At 37.2% G+C, this 15,730-nt stretch carries 13 protein-coding genes; 9 read left to right on the top strand and 4 right to left on the bottom strand.

The annotated features are described in order from the left end of the window. Positions 1 to 25: 25 nt before the first annotated feature. Together H6G25_RS07770 and H6G25_RS07765 are read left to right on the top strand one after the other, a co-directional pair. Complete coding sequence (locus tag H6G25_RS07770; RefSeq protein WP_190391983.1) at positions 26 to 1,207, top strand: acyl-CoA dehydrogenase family protein; 1,182 nt, start codon at positions 26 to 28, stop codon at positions 1,205 to 1,207. A 53-nt stretch (positions 1,208 to 1,260) separates the two neighbouring features. Beyond that, positions 1,261 to 2,034 (top strand): class II glutamine amidotransferase, encoded by a 774-nt coding sequence (locus H6G25_RS07765; RefSeq protein WP_190391982.1) that lies wholly within the window; start codon positions 1,261 to 1,263, stop codon positions 2,032 to 2,034. Between the two features lie 120 nt (positions 2,035 to 2,154). Here the strand turns inward: H6G25_RS07765 and H6G25_RS07760 are convergent, their stop codons facing one another. Continuing rightward, complete coding sequence (locus H6G25_RS07760; RefSeq protein WP_190391981.1) at positions 2,155 to 3,219, bottom strand: sulfate ABC transporter substrate-binding protein; 1,065 nt, start codon at positions 3,217 to 3,219, stop codon at positions 2,155 to 2,157. A gap of 483 nt (positions 3,220 to 3,702) precedes the next feature. Between H6G25_RS07760 and H6G25_RS07755 the strand changes: the two genes are divergently transcribed. The 7 genes from H6G25_RS07755 to H6G25_RS07725 all read left to right on the top strand — a co-directional run bounded on the left by H6G25_RS07755 (position 3,703) and on the right by H6G25_RS07725 (position 11,219). After that, positions 3,703 to 4,797, top strand: a complete 1,095-nt coding sequence (locus tag H6G25_RS07755; protein ID WP_190391980.1) for a sulfate ABC transporter substrate-binding protein — start codon at positions 3,703 to 3,705, stop codon at positions 4,795 to 4,797. Between the two features lie 10 nt (positions 4,798 to 4,807). Next, positions 4,808 to 5,671 carry a sulfate ABC transporter permease subunit CysT gene (gene cysT / locus H6G25_RS07750; protein ID WP_190391979.1) on the top strand — a complete coding sequence of 288 codons (864 nt, stop codon included), beginning with the start codon at positions 4,808 to 4,810 and terminating at the stop codon, positions 5,669 to 5,671. Further along, entirely contained in the window at positions 5,658 to 6,497 is an 840-nt protein-coding gene (cysW, locus tag H6G25_RS07745; protein WP_190391978.1) for a sulfate ABC transporter permease subunit CysW, read from the top strand. The genes cysT and cysW overlap by 14 nt, the downstream gene beginning before the upstream one ends. A 489-nt stretch (positions 6,498 to 6,986) precedes the next feature. Continuing rightward, positions 6,987 to 7,955, top strand: coding sequence for a DUF2589 domain-containing protein (locus H6G25_RS07740; protein ID WP_190391977.1), 969 nt, complete (start codon positions 6,987 to 6,989; stop codon positions 7,953 to 7,955). 226 nt (positions 7,956 to 8,181) lie between these two features. After that, positions 8,182 to 9,099, top strand: coding sequence for a hypothetical protein (locus H6G25_RS07735; RefSeq protein WP_190391976.1), 918 nt, complete (start codon positions 8,182 to 8,184; stop codon positions 9,097 to 9,099). A 57-nt stretch (positions 9,100 to 9,156) separates the two neighbouring features. Next, positions 9,157 to 9,837 carry a DUF2589 domain-containing protein gene (locus H6G25_RS07730; RefSeq protein ID WP_190391975.1) on the top strand — a complete coding sequence of 227 codons (681 nt, stop codon included), beginning with the start codon at positions 9,157 to 9,159 and terminating at the stop codon, positions 9,835 to 9,837. Positions 9,838 to 10,436: 599 nt separating this feature from the next. After that, complete coding sequence (locus tag H6G25_RS07725) at positions 10,437 to 11,219, top strand: Uma2 family endonuclease (protein WP_190391974.1); 783 nt, start codon at positions 10,437 to 10,439, stop codon at positions 11,217 to 11,219. Between the two features lie 274 nt (positions 11,220 to 11,493). Here the strand turns inward: H6G25_RS07725 and H6G25_RS07720 are convergent, their stop codons facing one another. From H6G25_RS07720 to petJ, 3 genes are all read right to left on the bottom strand, one after another. After that, complete coding sequence (locus H6G25_RS07720) at positions 11,494 to 13,560, bottom strand: TonB-dependent receptor (RefSeq protein WP_190391973.1); 2,067 nt, start codon at positions 13,558 to 13,560, stop codon at positions 11,494 to 11,496. A 231-nt stretch (positions 13,561 to 13,791) separates the two neighbouring features. After that, on the bottom strand, positions 13,792 to 15,027 hold the full coding sequence (locus tag H6G25_RS07715; protein WP_190391972.1) for an energy transducer TonB: 1,236 nt from the start codon (positions 15,025 to 15,027) through the stop codon (positions 13,792 to 13,794). Positions 15,028 to 15,255: 228 nt separating this feature from the next. Continuing rightward, on the bottom strand, positions 15,256 to 15,594 hold the full coding sequence (gene petJ, locus H6G25_RS07710) for a cytochrome c6 PetJ (RefSeq protein ID WP_190391971.1): 339 nt from the start codon (positions 15,592 to 15,594) through the stop codon (positions 15,256 to 15,258). Between the last annotated feature and the right edge of the window lie 136 nt (positions 15,595 to 15,730).

The following is a 15,730-nucleotide window of genomic DNA, read 5'->3' as shown; positions in this document are numbered from 1 at the left end:
TTTTGATAAGTAGGTTTTGAGATTAATGGGAAATGATTTAGAATTAGAAGTCAAAGATTACATTATTTTAGCTCAGTCTTTAGCAGGGGAATTTGCCAAAACTGCCATAGAAAGAGATGCTCAAGGAGGTACACCAAAACCAGAACGGGATAGTTTGCGAAAAAGTAACCTACTCAAGCTGATTATCCCTCAAGAATATGGAGGAATTGGTGCAACCTGGATAACTACATTCCAAATAATTCGGGAATTTGCTAAAGTTGATAGTTCCTTAGCTCATGTTTTCTCATATCATCAAATTGGGGTAGTTATTCCCCATATCTTTGGTACAATTGAGCAGAAACAATATTACTATAGCGAAACTGTTAATCATAATTGGTTTTGGTGTAATGCTCTTAACCCTAGAGACAAAAGAGCAGTTATTACAGCACAGGAAAATCATTTTTTACTTAATGGTAGTAAAAGCTTTTGTTCCGGTTCTGTAGATTCTGATATTTTACCACTTTCAGCTATTGATCAAACAACGGGAGAATTAATTATTTTAGTCATTCCCAGTCGGAGACAAGGAGTAAAAATTAATACTGATTGGGATAGCATGGGACAACGCCAAACTGATAGCGGTAATATCAATTTTGACAATGTGATTGTTTATCCCCAGGAAATCATTGGGGCTAGATACAACCAAAATTCTATTTTTACTACTATTCGTTCTTGTATAACTCAACTCAACCTGGCTAATATTTACTTAGGTATTGCTGAGGGTGCTTTTGCGTCAGCTAAAAATTATACTCAAAACCGTAAAAAACCTTGGTTGACATCAGAGGTGGAATGTGTTACCAAAGATCCTTTTATTCTTCACCACTATGGTACTATGTGGGTAGACTTACAAGGAGTAAAGGCCTTAGTTAACCAAGCCATAGAATTACTACAAGCAGCTTGGGAAAAAGAACACAACCTCACCCCAACACAAAGGGGAGAATGTATGATAGCTGTGAATACTGCTAAAGTTGCAGCAACAAAAGTAGGTTTAGACATTACCAACCGCATTTTTGAAGTTATGGGCGCATCTGCTACGAGTCAAAAATATGGCTTTGATCGTTATTGGCGAAATATGCGTACTTTTACACTTCATGATCCGGTTGATTACAGACTGCGGGAAATTGGTAAATGGGCTTTGAATGATGAATTTCCCCAAACTGGTGCTTATTAATTTTAATTTTTTTTAATGTTATTCTTGAGTTTACAATCAGAAGTATAACGCTAATGTGCCAACTTCTAGGAATGAACTGCAACGTACCCACAGACATTTGCTTTTCCTTTGAAGGATTCTCCGCACGGGGGGGAAAAACAGATGAACATAGCGACGGTTGGGGAATTGCTTTTTTTGAAGGGAAAGGATGTCGGATTTTTGTAGATGCTGAAGCTTCTATAGCCTCACCAATTGCTGAGTTTATCCGTCAGTATCCCATTCATTCTACTCATGTTATCGCCCATATTCGCAAGGCTACTCAAGGGGAAATAGCCCTAGAAAACTGTCACCCTTTCCGTCGAGAACTTTGGGGAAGATATTGGGTATTTGCTCATAATGGTAATTTACCAGATTTTTACCCAGAAAACAATGGTGTTTTTCAACCTGTGGGTACTACTGACAGCGAAAGAGCGTTTTGCTTAATCCTCAATACTTTGCGATCGCATTTTCCCCAAGGACAACCACCCCTAAAGGAACTTTACCACACATTACAGACAATTACCAAGGAAATAGCAGCTTGTGGATCTTTTAACTATATACTCTCAGACGGAGATCACTTTTTTACCCATTGTTCCACTAAACTTTGTTACATTATTAGACAAGCACCCTTTGCGGCCGCTCACTTAATTGATGAAGAAATGACTGTAGATTTTAGTGAATTGACTACACCAAGCGATCGCGTTGCTGTGATTGTCACTACACCACTTACGGATAATGAAGTTTGGACACCCATTCAACCGGGGGAATTACTAGTATTTGAGGATGGTTTACCACTACAAAATATCTAGATTTAACTGGATATTTGCCAAGAATGCTCATTTTAAGGACATAGACAAGAAGAGGGATAAACGAAAACAGCAACCCCTCTTTTTGATTCCGGTATTAAATTAAATTACAATCTGGTATATTTAGCGTCGTCCGCTTTGAATTTTGTCAAAGATAGCACCATCCTCAAAGAACTTCTTCTGGACACCATTCCAACCCCCTAGACTATCTATAGTATATAGTTTGACTATCTTAGGAAATTTATTCTGTACTTCTTTGGATACAGTTGGGTCAACTGGACGAAAACCAACTTTAGTAAATTCCCTCTGTGCTTGAGGAGTAAATAAGAACTTAACAAAAGCTTCAGCAACTTCACGATTTCCATGTTTATCCACATTTTTATCCACAACTGCGACAGGTGCGTCTATAGAAATATTTACTGGGGGAATTGTGTAAGTTGTATCTGTTTTTCCCTGTTGTGCAGCTAAAATGACTTCATTTTCATAGTTTAATAATACATCACCCTGACCTTTTTTGTAAAAAGCATCACTAGATTCTCGTGCATCTTTGGGTAATACAACTACATTTTTAAAGACATTAGTAACAAATTTCAAAGCCTGGCTTTCATTTCCGCCATTTTTCACCACAGCACCCCATAAAGCTAGAAAGTTCCATTTAGCACCACCAGATGTTTTTGGATTTGCAGTGACAATTTTAACATCAGGTTTGGTTAAATCACTCCAAGTATTGATTTTTTTTGGATTACCGTTACGAGTTTCCAAAGCTACTACTGAACGAGTAACAATGGAATTATTTGGAGCTTCCTTTTCCCAACCTGGTTGAATTAAACCGGCTTTTTCGATTTTTTTAATGTCCCCAGCCAATGCCAATGCTACCACATCTGCACCTAAACCATCAATGACAGCGCGGGTTTGAGAACCAGAACCACCGTAACTTTCACGAATGATCACATCTTGGCCTTTTTCTCTTTTCCATTTTGCTACAAAGTCGGGAATAATTTTCGAGTAAGCAGCCTTGGTAACAGCATAGGTGACTAAGGTAATTTCTATTTTTTTACCACTTTGACTAATTATTTGCGTTTTCTGGGTTGTATTTGCGAATACAGGTAAAATTGTACTGATACTTAAACCAGTTGCTAAGAATAAAGCGGGAAATAATGGCTTTGTTGTTACAGAATTATTTGTCATGGTGTCCTTAACTGCGTATTAATATAATCTGCGATATTCCGACAGGAGTATCGTATTTATTGGTCAGAAAAAGCATACCAGATACAATAAATAAAATCAATAGTTTTTCCACTTAAAAATAATCATTTTCCTATCGGATATTGTATGTATTATATATTGCAATTATTTTTTAATAATTAAATTGCTTAAAAATCTTATTTGGTAAGTATTTCACCAGGATGTATTGTAAAATATTTATTAGTTTTAAGTGCTTAAAATAAAAACTTATTAAGTAATTATGATTAATAGATTAAAATAAAGATGATCAGAAATTAATACATGAAAATTAAAGAGGTTGTCATTTGTCCCACATACTGCTAAAATCTCCCTATTCCCTATCGTCAATATGCAGTTTTACCTGGTATTTATTACTAAGTACCTGCAAAGGGCTTGTAATTAAAATCTTACGATTTAGCAAAATTCAAAGAGATTAAAGGAGAAAAGATGAATTTGTGGCATAAATTACTAAAAATACAGCAACAGACCTGGAGAGCAAATTCCCTCAAAGGCTTTGTATCACTTTTTTTAGTAGGAACTGTATTGAGTGTATCTCTCGCTGCTTGCTCTGGGATAAAAAGCAGTAATTCAGCAAATAAAAAAGGCAATGTAGAACTAACCATTGTATCATTTGCTGTTACTAAAGCTGCTCATGAGGCAATTATTCCCAAATTTGTGGAAAAATGGCAAAAAGAACATAATCAAACTGTGGTTTTTAAGCAAAGCTACGGTGGTTCTGGTTCGCAAACTAGGGCTGTAGTTGATGGTTTAGAAGCAGATATTGTTCATCTAGCACTAGCTTTAGATACGCAAAAAATTGAAAAAGCGGGACTAATTCAGCCTGGGTGGGAAAAAGAATTTCCTAATGACGGTATTGTGACTAAATCTGTTGCAGCTTTAGTAACTCGTGAAGGTAATCCCAAAGCTATCAATAACTGGGCTGATTTAGCGAGAGATGATGTTAAATTAATTACCGCAGATCCTAAAACTTCTGGGGTAGCGCGGTGGAATTTTTTAGCACTTTGGAATTCAGTAATTAAAACAGGTGGAGACGAAGCAAAAGCAACGGAGTTTGTGACTAAAGTTTATAAAAATGTCCCCGTCTTAACCAAAGATGCTCGTGAAGCTACAGACGCATTTTTTAAACAAGGCCAAGGTGATGCTTTAATCAATTATGAGAATGAAATTGTTTTAGCCCAAGACAAGGGTGAAAAAACTAATTATATTCTTCCTGATGTGAATATTTCCATTGATAATCCCGTTGCTATTGTTGATAAAAATGTTGATAAACATGATAATCGTCAAGTAGCGGAAGCTTTTGTTAAATACTTGTTTACTCCCGAAGCACAACAGGAATTTGCGAAAGTGGGATTTCGTCCTGTAAATGAAACAGTGGCTAAAAATAAGGAGTTTGCGGACAAATATCCACCAATAAAAACTTTGAGTACAGTTCAAGAATTAGGTGGCTGGGAAGCCATTCAGAAAAAATTCTTTGCTGAAGGAGCAATTTTTGATAAAATTCAAGCTAAGAATAAACGGTAATTTTTGAGTTATGAACCTATCTTCTGGTGTAACAACCAATATTCAACCTGGGAAGGTGTTTTTAAAAAATTTAATTCATCTTCCCTGGACTTGGCGAATTACTTTAGGATATTTAACTATCATGTTATTTATTCCCATTGTCGCCATGTTTCTCAAGGCCAGTACAGAGTCACCGGCGAAGTTTTGGGAAATTGCCACTAGTGACTTAGCATTGGCTACTTATAATGTAACTTTTGTTACGTCTTTATTAGCTGCTTTACTTAATGGCGTGTTTGGAACTTTGATTGCTTGGGTATTAGTGCGGTACGATTTTCCTTTTAAACGGATTATTGATGCTACAGTAGATTTACCTTTTGCATTACCAACATCCGTAGCAGGTTTAACACTGGCAACAGTTTATAGTGATAATGGCTGGTTGGGTTCACTGTTAGCACCAATGGGCATTAAAGTATCCTTTACCCGTTTGGGTGTGGGAGTAGCTATGATATTTATATCCTTACCATTTGTGGTGCGGACTGTACAACCTGTGCTTCAGGAAATGGAAGCAGAAATTGAAGAAGCGGCTTGGAGTTTAGGTGCTTCTCAATGGCAAACTTTCTGGAAAGTAATTTTACCTCCCTTATTACCGACAATTTTAACTGGTGTCGCTTTGGGTTTTTCCCGTGCAGTTGGGGAATACGGTTCAACAGTAATTATTTCTTCTAACACACCCTATCAAGATTTGATTGCACCTGTGTTAATTTTTCAACGTTTGGAACAATATGACTATTCTGGTGCAACTGTAATTGGTGTGGTTTTATTAGGAATTTCTTTGGTTTTGTTATTAGCAATTAATTTCTTACAAGCTTGGGCAAGAAGATATGACAATAGATAAAGTTAAACAGGGAAAAAAACAAAGTTGGGTACCAACAATTTTAATTGGTGTAGCGATTTCCTACTTATTTTTGGTTCAATATATTCCCGCTATTAATGTTTTTTTTGAAGCCTTCAAAAAGGGATCTGGACCATTTTTATCCAACCTGACAAAACCGGAATTTCTCCACGCAGCTTGGTTAACTTTATTATTAGCTGTAATTTCTATTCCTCTAAATGCAGTTTTCGGTTTATGTGCGGCATGGGCGATCGCTCGGCACAAATTCCCAGGACGTGCTATAGTTCTCAGTATAATTGACCTACCCTTTTCTATTTCCCCAGTTGTCGCCGGTTTAATGATAGTTTTATTGTACGGGAAACAGGGTTGGTTTGGACCTTGGTTAGAAGCATTAGATATTAAAATCATCTTTGCTTTTCCCGGAATGGTAATGGCTACGGCTTTTGTAAGTATGCCTTTTGTTGCTAGGGAAGTAATTCCTATTTTAGAGGAATTTGGTAAAGACCAAGAAGAAGCCGCCAGAACCTTAGGTGCAAATGATTGGCAAATTTTTTGGCGAGTCACTTTACCCAGTATTCGTTGGGGTTTACTCTACGGTTTAATCTTAACAAATGCTAGAGCAATGGGCGAATTTGGTGCAGTTTCTGTAGTCTCTGGTAACATTGCTAATACAACCCAGAGTTTACCATTATTTGTGGAAGACGCTTACAAACAATATGAAACCGAAGCGGCTTTTTCTGCTGCTGTAATTTTAGCATTTTTGGCGGTTGTTACTTTGATACTCAAGGAAATTCTGGAAAGAAAAACCCGTATTAAAGAAGTTGAATAATGGATAAGGGGTAATGGGTAATGGGTAATGGGTAATAACTCAACTATTAAATTACATCTAAATTACATCTTAGGAGTTGTTATGAGTAGTGAAAATCCCTACCCCTGGTTATCACATAGTATTATAACTTAATTTTCCTGATTTTTTAGATACAAATTATGCCTTCTCTGCATCCTATATCCGTTAATTCATGGATACTATGTATATAATACAGCCTGACTCTCTCGTGAAAAACAGTAAAAACCGACTGTGACAGTTGAGGGTGCGGAAGATAGGTTAGTAAAACTTTTGCTCTTTCTTCTGCTAAATTTTAAAGAATGAAAACGCGCTACTTATACTAAGTAATACTCAATATATTACGCAAAATGTTAGTTTTAAAAAAATAAAAAAATCAGTAGCCTAAAGTATTGACTAAAAAAAAGTAAGTAATTATAGTGTTATAATGTTATTGCTAGATAGAATAATCAACTGTATCCACAGGTAAATACAATGGCAATTGATACGACTCCTTCAACCACAGCAACTAGTGCCCTCCAAGGTATTCCATTTTCTTCCTTGATTGGCGGACCCTTAAGCGCAGCAATTGACGCACAGGTTAAAGCGGCAGGTGCGACAGTAGATTTTATTCAGAATGTGGGGTTAACAGGACCTGCTGATCAACGTCGTCCTATTCAAGTAGAATTTGTCTACTATGTTGACGGAAAAGAAGCTAAACTGATGGTTCCTTTGCTAACCATTGTTCCTATTCCTTATTTAGCAATAGATGAAGTAGATATTCAATTTAAAGCCAACATAAAGGCTGAAGCATCCACATACCAGGAGGATAATAGTTCCTCGGAGACTAGTGTTGGCAATAAAACATCGGCCAGCTTTGGAGGTTGGTTTGTCAAAGGCTCAACTGAATTCAACGCTAGTTATTCCAGTAAAAAGGATTCTAAAGCCACACAGGAATCCAAATACTCTGTTGAGTACACGATGGATCTTAAAATCCATGCGGGTCAAGATGATATGCCTGCAGGGCTGGCAAAAGTTCTCAACATCTTAGAAGGTAGCATCACACCAACATCAACTAAGCCAAGTATACAAGTATCACCAGATGTCATAGTTATTAAGTCTGGGGCACAAGACGAAACAGTTGATATTACAGCGACCTTGTTCGATGATAAAGGTTTACGTGTTGTCGGCAAGGATATTAATATTACATTTGTTAATGGCAGTGAAACTCGGTTATCAAGACCATCCGCCTCTAAGACAGATGAAAATGGTACTGTTGAGTTTACGTTAAAATATACCCCTACTAGCAACAATCAAAAAGAAATAGACGCAGCAAAAATTAAATGCAAAGTGGAATGTGCTGATCCCCAAGCTTCAAAAACCATTACTGTAGTTATCCCAGCACAACCAGCATCAGCAGCACCAGCAGCAGCACCAGCAGCACCAGCAGCACCAGGAAGTTAAGAGATAAAGCCTCATCTACTGGATCTTCCAATTCCGGTCATTTTGTTAACATTGTCAAAATTCTAATAGATTTAGCACAAATTACCCCCTAAGTAGAAGAATGGAAGCTCCATTCTTCTGCTTAGTGCTTGTAGGAATATTTTAATCACTTATGCTACTGGCGCAAGCAGATGGGTGTATCAGAGGGAAAGTTTTTAAAATTGCTAGGATCAAAGGATTAAATGTTATGTTACTTAGCCAACTTGTAAGTTCAATTCTTAATGATTTGACAAGGGCTCAAGACTTAGCCAATGAATACTCAAGTCAACTGAGCCATAAATACAAAAAATTTGAGGATGGGAAAGATAATACGCTGAGTAATTTTCAAGTCCCGGTTGGGACGTTACAAAAAATTGAACTTGACCTAAAGTTTGCGGTTAAATCTTTAGAGGATAGTTCTACTCTTGATGTTGAAGAAACGCGGGAAAATTGTGATGACATTGCCCGTAAAGCAGTTAAGCTGGTCATCGAGGGTATCACAAAATTTATGGACGAATTGGGTATAACTAACCGCACACCAGAAACTGCAACTGGACTTAGTGAAGTAGTACCCTTAGTGTCACCACCACAAGTAGAATCATCAATGTCTAGTTTAGAAAAAAGGAGGAATGATTTACTCAATTTTTGGCAATCAGTTAAAGCAAATATTCGTGATCAAAAATTTGCCAAATTCCTGCAAAGAAATATTTCTCAATCTCTTTTTGAACGAGCCAAAAACATTTATTTACGGAGTAGTCGTGTTACGGAAGCCGATATCAAGGAGATTATTGCAGATAAACTTGAAGATGGTGTAATAGGACATGAAGACATTCAAGACTTGCTAGAAGAAACACAGGAGGTATTTAATAGAGATCCAGAAGAGATCAGAGATCGTCTAAGGAGATTATTTAATGAAGTTGCTAACACTGTTGTTAGTAAACAAGATGCTAAAGAATTAATTACATTAATGCCAGGAGGTTCTAATGCTAATATCATTGTCAACCCAGATGAATTAAAAGAAATACCCCAGGAAATGATTTCCTCAGTGAGAATTAGCGCACAATTAGATAACTACAGATGGATGATAGCTGAAACAAGCCAAAGCTTGCAGAAAGTCCAAGAGTAGAACTAAGGGCAGGATGAATTTAACCAGAAATTTAAAATTTTTTCACGTAAATTAATTATGACTACTGTAGAAGACGATAAGCTGATTGATTTTCGAGATTTGATTGCTGCACCTCTCATCGCCACAATTGAGGCCGATTTCACTGCATCCCAACGTTTTGTTGAGTTTATGCTTGAGTATGGCATGGAACAAGTATCTGATGAACATACTCCCAATATTGCCATAGATCCACAGACTGGAAAACCATTCGGCCGCCTGAAAATGGTGACATTCTGGTATACCCAGGCTAACCCTAAGACGGGGGAAGATGACTATTTCCGCGTTCAAGTTCCACTTTTATCTCTAATTCCACTACCACTGCTACAAATTGAGCAAGCAGATTTTGATTTTAACATTCGCCTTTTTTCAGAAATTGAATACAAAAGCGATGCAGCTGGACAAAAGGGAGCTCTGGAGAATGGTGTTAAATCTGTGGAGGAGAAAGCTAAGAATAGCGAACTTGGAGAATTAAAAGGATTTAAGGCTCGCTTGTCTCCTTCCGCTGGGCGTTCGGAGGATAGTAAGACATTTTCAAGTCTGGATTCTAATATGAAGGTAACTGTGCAGATGAAGCAAGCAGATTTACCTGTAGGATTAGCAGGTTTAATGACAGTATTTAATACTACCACATTTGTCACACAACACAACCGGTTAAAATCAGCCCAGAGCGAAACAACCTCTCCGGGAGATTCTCCATAGCGAGTTAGTCCTAAGCATATTTTATTGGTCAATGATTTAAGCTCAATTAAAATATTCCACGAGTCTGACTCTTCTTTGTGCTGAAAGTACCTCTGGTTTATACCAGTTGATGCTTTTATTTAGCAAAGCCAAAATCCTGAACTTTATATTTTTTGCAAGGAAATTAGTGTATGTCTGCAACACCAACACAGCCCCGTTCTCCTGGTATACCATGCCCAAGGTGCAATTTTTTCATTGAAATGTCCATATATAGCTTACTATCTCAATCTGAGTTCAAATGTCCAGGTTGCTTGTTAACTTTAAACATGGATCGGAATGCGTCTAAATCTGCCCTAGAGCTATTACAAAAAGTCAACGTACAAAAAGAAAATATCGAAAAGCATAAGAAATTCAATTTGTAACAAAACCATATCCAGGCTCAAACTTTGATACTGGAATTTAGACTAATTATTCCATGGTAGGCTCAAACCCTTGTTATATAACCTTGATAAATTACAAGACTTCAAAAGACTTGGAAGGGTAAACTAGTCTAAATTCCAGTTGATATACTTTAATTAATTTGCACAAACATTTCTCATTTCGGGTTGAGGGTTAATAAAATGGTACTCGAAGCCCCGTCTATCAAAGCTAAAACAACCATCACCTGGGAACCCTTACCAGCTAATTTTATATTACCCGACGATCCTGTAGAAAATATTCAACAAACCGCTCTCGCAGCGGCTTTAACCGATGCTTTGGGAGCTTCAGGATATATCCAGCCAGAAATGCTAATTGGCTCGAATTTGGGGCTGGTAGCAACAGTTAATAAAAAAATTGTCGTCAAAGCTCCAGACTGGTTTTATGTTCCTCAAGTACATTCCGTACCAGAGGGGGTAATTCGTCGTAGTTATACCCCTAATACAGATGGTGCAGCAGTCACAATTGTGATGGAATTTCTCTCAGAAGCAGAGGGAGGAGAACTATCCATTAGATCAACGCCTCCCTATGGTAAACTGCATTTTTACGAGCAGATTCTCCAAATACCCACTTATGTGACTTATGATCCCTATGATAGTAGTCTAGAAGTCCGTTATTTGCAAGATGGCAGATATATTTTACACCCAGTAGATAATCAAGGGCGGCTATGGATTCCACAATTGGAACTATACCTGGGAATCTGGTCTGGGGAAAGGTTGGGACAAACCATGAACTGGCTACGTTGGTGGGATAAATCAGGTAATTTACTGCTATGGAGTTCAGAACAAGCAGAACAAGAACGTCAAAGAGCAGAACAGGAAAGACAAAGAGCGGAGGAGGAAAGACAAAGAGCAGATAGAGAACATCAAAGAGCAGAAAGACTAGCTGCTAAATTGCGGGAATTGGGAATTGAGTCAGAACCGTAGAACCCTGTAAAATCCTAGGTTGGGTTAAGCAACAGCGCAACCCAACAAAATTCTACAAATTATAACCGTAGGTTGGGTTAAGCGACAGCGCAACCCAACAAAATTCTACAAATTATAACCGTAGGTTGGGTTATAGTGGTATGCACTTGAATGAGATACATCATAAGCCCCCTCCTCGCTTGCGGGGAGGGGGTTGGGGGTGGGGTTCTTGTATCTGACTCAACCGAGAACCGCTATAAGCAACAGCGCAACCCAACAAAATCCTATAAAAATCCTATAAACTGGAACTTAAACCCACCCGGAAAGTAAAACCGGGGCTATAAATTCGATTAACTCGTTCGTACTGTTCACCTAATATATTTTCCAGGTAAAAAGTTAGTCCCAAATTTTTATTTACAGGAATGCGGCCACCAAAATCTAAATTAAAGAAAGATGGTGCAAAATCTGTATTTTTTTGTCCAGCACTACTGTTATTAAAAATAGAACGACGAGAACCACTATTATAAGTAGCATATAAATTACCCTCCCATCCATCTTTTTGATAACCAATGCCAGTTTGTAACCAAGAATAGGGAATTAACCCTAATTGTAATCCTGTTTCTGTGCCAGTTTTGATTTGAGCATCTGTATAAGTGTAGTTGAGAAAAGTTGACCAATTACGACTAACCTTTAATTGCAATGCTGTTTCTAAACCTTTGGTATCAACTAAACCAATATTTTGCCATTTTGCACTAATTATTCCCAAACGATTATCTAAACTATTTCCAAAATAAGTAAATTGTCCTAACAGTTTTTCCGAGAATTTGATATCTACTCCCGCAGTCCAAGTAGAACCAGTTTCCGGTTTTAAATCCGGGTTAGGATTCCAATTATGAACCGTATCAAAAACATATAATTGATCTAATCCAGGATTTCGTTGCGCCCCCGCCCAACTACCACGAAATGCCACTTTTGGACTAAAAGTATAACGTAAACCTGCACTGGGATTAAAATAACTACCAAATTGACTATCAAAGCTTTGTCTTAACCCTAAATCTATTTGGATATCATCGTCAATGACCCAGGTATTAACAGCGAATAAAGCTGTATTTAAAACGCTTCTATCTTCTCTTTCATTTTTAGGAATTAGGACAGGATTTGTACTTAAAACATTGGCAATTAAATCGGTATTTTTTAAGTCTAAACCCCAGCGCAATTGATGATTTTCAGTGAGTTTCCATTCATGATCTAACCTGGTTTTAAATTGTTGTGTATCTAAAACTCCAGTTCTGTAAAATGTCGCTCCCGTTGGTCCATAAGTGCTAAAATAATCTCGGTTGTAGCCTAATGTAGTTGTTAAATTGGAATCTTCCCCTTCACCCAATTTAGTTTTCCAAGATAAACCAACATTTAAACCATCATGATCTAATCTATCTTTTTGTAAAGGGAAACCGAAATAAATTAAACCCCGACGACTACTGAGGGTAGTTACATCTAAACTTAAAGAATTTTTAGCATCTAAATCCATACCCACACTACCAAAGTAAGTGCTGGTAGCTGTATCTGCATTAAATAACTTTCCTTCACTATCTCTATTTGCAGCCCCAACAGGAACAGGATAACGGTTATCTATAAAGAACCTTTCAAAACTAAAATTGTATTTTACCTTATTAGTTGAACCACCATAAGTTAACTGTTGATTATTTAGATTTAATGAGCCAAATTCTAAACTTCCAGTTAATTTAGGTTTACCATAACCTGCTTTTGTGATAATATTCACAACTCCACCAAAAGCCGAAGAACCATATAAAGAAGATGCTGTACCACTATATAATTCTACCCTTTCAATAGCCTCCACAGGAATGCTATTTAAATCTGTTGCTCCATGATAGGTACTAATATTTGCATTAATCGGTCTACCATTAATTAAAAATACAGATTGTTCAATAGAAGCTCCTCGATAATATGTACCTGTGTGAATATCTGCACCATGTCCTACATCATTAATTGCAAAACCAGGCATTTTTTTCAAAACATCAGCAACACTAGTTGCACCCTGTTTTTTAATTTCTTCTTTTTCAATTACATAGGTAGGAGTAGATTCAGGAAGAAGGTCTTTTTCTCCAATCGTTTCTAGAGATATATCTGGATCATTGGTAGGTGTTAAATCTCCTTCTGAATTGGGTTCTTTCTTAACTTCATTCTCTCCTGGTTGTTGAGTTAATAATTCAGCATTTGTGCTGGGTAATTCAATTTCATTTAAATTAGGAATATCTGACTGCTCATAATCAGCAGCCATAGAGGGAACTGCTACCAATAAGCTCAATAAAGATACTGGTAAAACAAAGAATTTTCTATCCATATTTCTCAACTCACACCCGGTAATAACAATCACTAATTGGAATTTTCCCTATTAATAGCAACAGTGTCAAAAGACAAGCTGTCATAGTTGAATTAATCTAGAAAATAAGAAGGTGACTAGAAGTCACTGCTACACAAACCAAGTCCGCCTACGCGGACTAATATGAACTTAAATCACACAGGTGGTCACTGAAATTATTGAAGTGTCGGGTTGCTTTTGTAACCGCGACTTCTAGTTACCCACACTAGGTTTTTCTCTTTGACGTTCTTGACGTTTACGGTAAAGTTGCGATCCTTTGATGATAAAATTAACTTCGGTTGTCACTGCTTCTCTTCCTCCCTCTTTAGGTGTTAACTTCCAGTCTTGTGCATATTTTTCAGCCGCTTCGTCTAGTTCGCTATCACCACTGGAACGAATTAACCGCACCTGCGTAACAGTACCATTGTCATCTGTATCAATACCAATTAATGCAGTACCTTCTGCTCCACGCTTCTTGGCTCTATCTGGGTACTTAATTTGACACGAAATACATTCTGCTTTACGATTTAACTTAGAACTATTTTCTATCGTGGGTTTGGTTGGGGTCGCTATTGGGTTGCTTTCTGCTTCAGCACCATTACCAGCACCATTACCAGCACCATTACCAGCACCATTACCAGCACCATTACCAGCACCATTACCAGCACCATTACCCATACCATTACCAGCACCATTACCCGTACCATTACCCGTACTATTCCCATTCTGCGGTAACTGTGTGAAAACGGTGGGGTTTGTTGAGGGGATATTGTAGGGACTAATATTGGTTGGATTTTCTGAATTTAATGGTGGGATATCTGTTGGTTTTGTATCTGCTTGAGGTTCAGCAGACGGGAAGTTATTTGAGTTTTCATCTAATTTCTGTATTGGGTTGATTTTTGGTAATTTCAATATGGTCTTAGGTTGAAAATTCGTGTTTTCAATTGGGTCTATTTTTACAGGTTTTTCTGTAGTCTCAGGTTGAAAATTCGTGTTTTTAATTGGGTTACTTTTTGGTAGTTTTGCTATTATTTTGGGTTCAAAATTGGTAACTGTTTGGGATGGTTTAGTGATAAAGTGATTGGTGATTTTTGGTTGGTACTGTTTAGCTAGAGGTGGTACAAATGAATTGATTAGACTACTACCTTTTTCTATTGGTATGGAAATTTCTTCGCTGTTATTTCCACCACCGCTACTACCAGAATTGATCTTGACTGGAGATTTTATTTCTGTTGCTGGTTGAACAAATTTTTGGGGTATGGTTTCCAGAATTGTCAGTTCAATTGGTTCTTCTCTAATTTCCCTAACTCTGTGAAAAAACTTATTAATACTTAAAGCTAGTACCCCAAGATGTAATGCTACTGAAACAATGAGACTATAGAAAAGAAAAGTTTTCAATGCTTCTGCTTCTTTTTCGCGCTGTTCTATGATAAAACCTGATAACCCCATATTTTATTACTAATTTTGATAATTATTTATTTGATTGAGAATAGAGTCAAAAATGAAATGAATATGATTACTAGTTCATGCAGATAAACTTTGTTTGTGTAGTTGCGATTTATAATCGCCGTATACTTTGAAGACAAAGAATATACTAAATTAAGTTCAGTTCAATTCACTGCAAATATTTAGCGGGACAAAAAGCCCCGCTGTTAAGCTATCAAATCCGATGTAAACTTACTTTTTCCAGTCTTTATCAGCTTGTTCTAGTACATAAGCAGCTACATCTTCTATTTGATCTGCTTTTAACTTATTACCAAAAGCTGGCATAGCACCTTTGCCATTAGTAATCTGACTAACAAGTGCTTCAGCAGAGTACATATCGTACTTTTCCAAAGCTTCCTTTTTCAAGCTTTTAGCAGCATTAACTAAATTTTTACCACCAACGTGACACTGAGCGCAATTAGCCTTAAATACTGCTGCTCCATTGGCTGTATTAGCCGCTAAAGCGGGACTACTAAAGGCAACGGTGAAGATAGTTACGCTTAATAGTAATACGGAGATAATCTTTTTCATCAGGTGTTCTCTCTACAACAATGTCTGAGTCAGTGCTAATATCCTTTATAATTCTCATTGGATTTCGTTGGATTAGTCAAACGACAGACTGTCAAACTTGGCTCTAATAATTGAGAATTGGAGATTAATTGATTGA

It is taken from the genome of Dolichospermum sp. FACHB-1091 (assembly GCF_014697585.1).
GTDB lineage: Bacteria > Cyanobacteriota > Cyanobacteriia > Cyanobacteriales > Nostocaceae > Dolichospermum.
The sequence above is the reverse complement of the archived record's forward strand: the minus strand, read 5'-3'. Positions and strand labels throughout refer to the sequence as shown.

What these genes read in the sequence shown, in the direction of transcription:
- H6G25_RS07755 (WP_190391980.1), top strand. Translation starts at nt 3,703, where the DNA reads ATGAATTTGTGGCATAAATTACTAAAAATACAGCAACAGACCTGGAGA.
- H6G25_RS07765 (WP_190391982.1), top strand. Translation starts at nt 1,261, where the DNA reads ATGTGCCAACTTCTAGGAATGAACTGCAACGTACCCACAGACATTTGC.
- H6G25_RS07720 (WP_190391973.1), bottom strand. Translation starts at nt 13,560, where the DNA reads ATGGATAGAAAATTCTTTGTTTTACCAGTATCTTTATTGAGCTTATTG.
- H6G25_RS07735 (WP_190391976.1), top strand. Translation starts at nt 8,182, where the DNA reads ATGTTACTTAGCCAACTTGTAAGTTCAATTCTTAATGATTTGACAAGG.
- H6G25_RS07730 (WP_190391975.1), top strand. Translation starts at nt 9,157, where the DNA reads ATGACTACTGTAGAAGACGATAAGCTGATTGATTTTCGAGATTTGATT.
- H6G25_RS07760 (WP_190391981.1), bottom strand. Translation starts at nt 3,219, where the DNA reads ATGACAAATAATTCTGTAACAACAAAGCCATTATTTCCCGCTTTATTC.
- H6G25_RS07770 (WP_190391983.1), top strand. Translation starts at nt 26, where the DNA reads ATGGGAAATGATTTAGAATTAGAAGTCAAAGATTACATTATTTTAGCT.
- H6G25_RS07740 (WP_190391977.1), top strand. Translation starts at nt 6,987, where the DNA reads ATGGCAATTGATACGACTCCTTCAACCACAGCAACTAGTGCCCTCCAA.
- cysT (WP_190391979.1), top strand. Translation starts at nt 4,808, where the DNA reads ATGAACCTATCTTCTGGTGTAACAACCAATATTCAACCTGGGAAGGTG.
- petJ (WP_190391971.1), bottom strand. Translation starts at nt 15,594, where the DNA reads ATGAAAAAGATTATCTCCGTATTACTATTAAGCGTAACTATCTTCACC.
- H6G25_RS07715 (WP_190391972.1), bottom strand. Translation starts at nt 15,027, where the DNA reads ATGGGGTTATCAGGTTTTATCATAGAACAGCGCGAAAAAGAAGCAGAA.
- H6G25_RS07725 (WP_190391974.1), top strand. Translation starts at nt 10,437, where the DNA reads ATGGTACTCGAAGCCCCGTCTATCAAAGCTAAAACAACCATCACCTGG.
- cysW (WP_190391978.1), top strand. Translation starts at nt 5,658, where the DNA reads ATGACAATAGATAAAGTTAAACAGGGAAAAAAACAAAGTTGGGTACCA.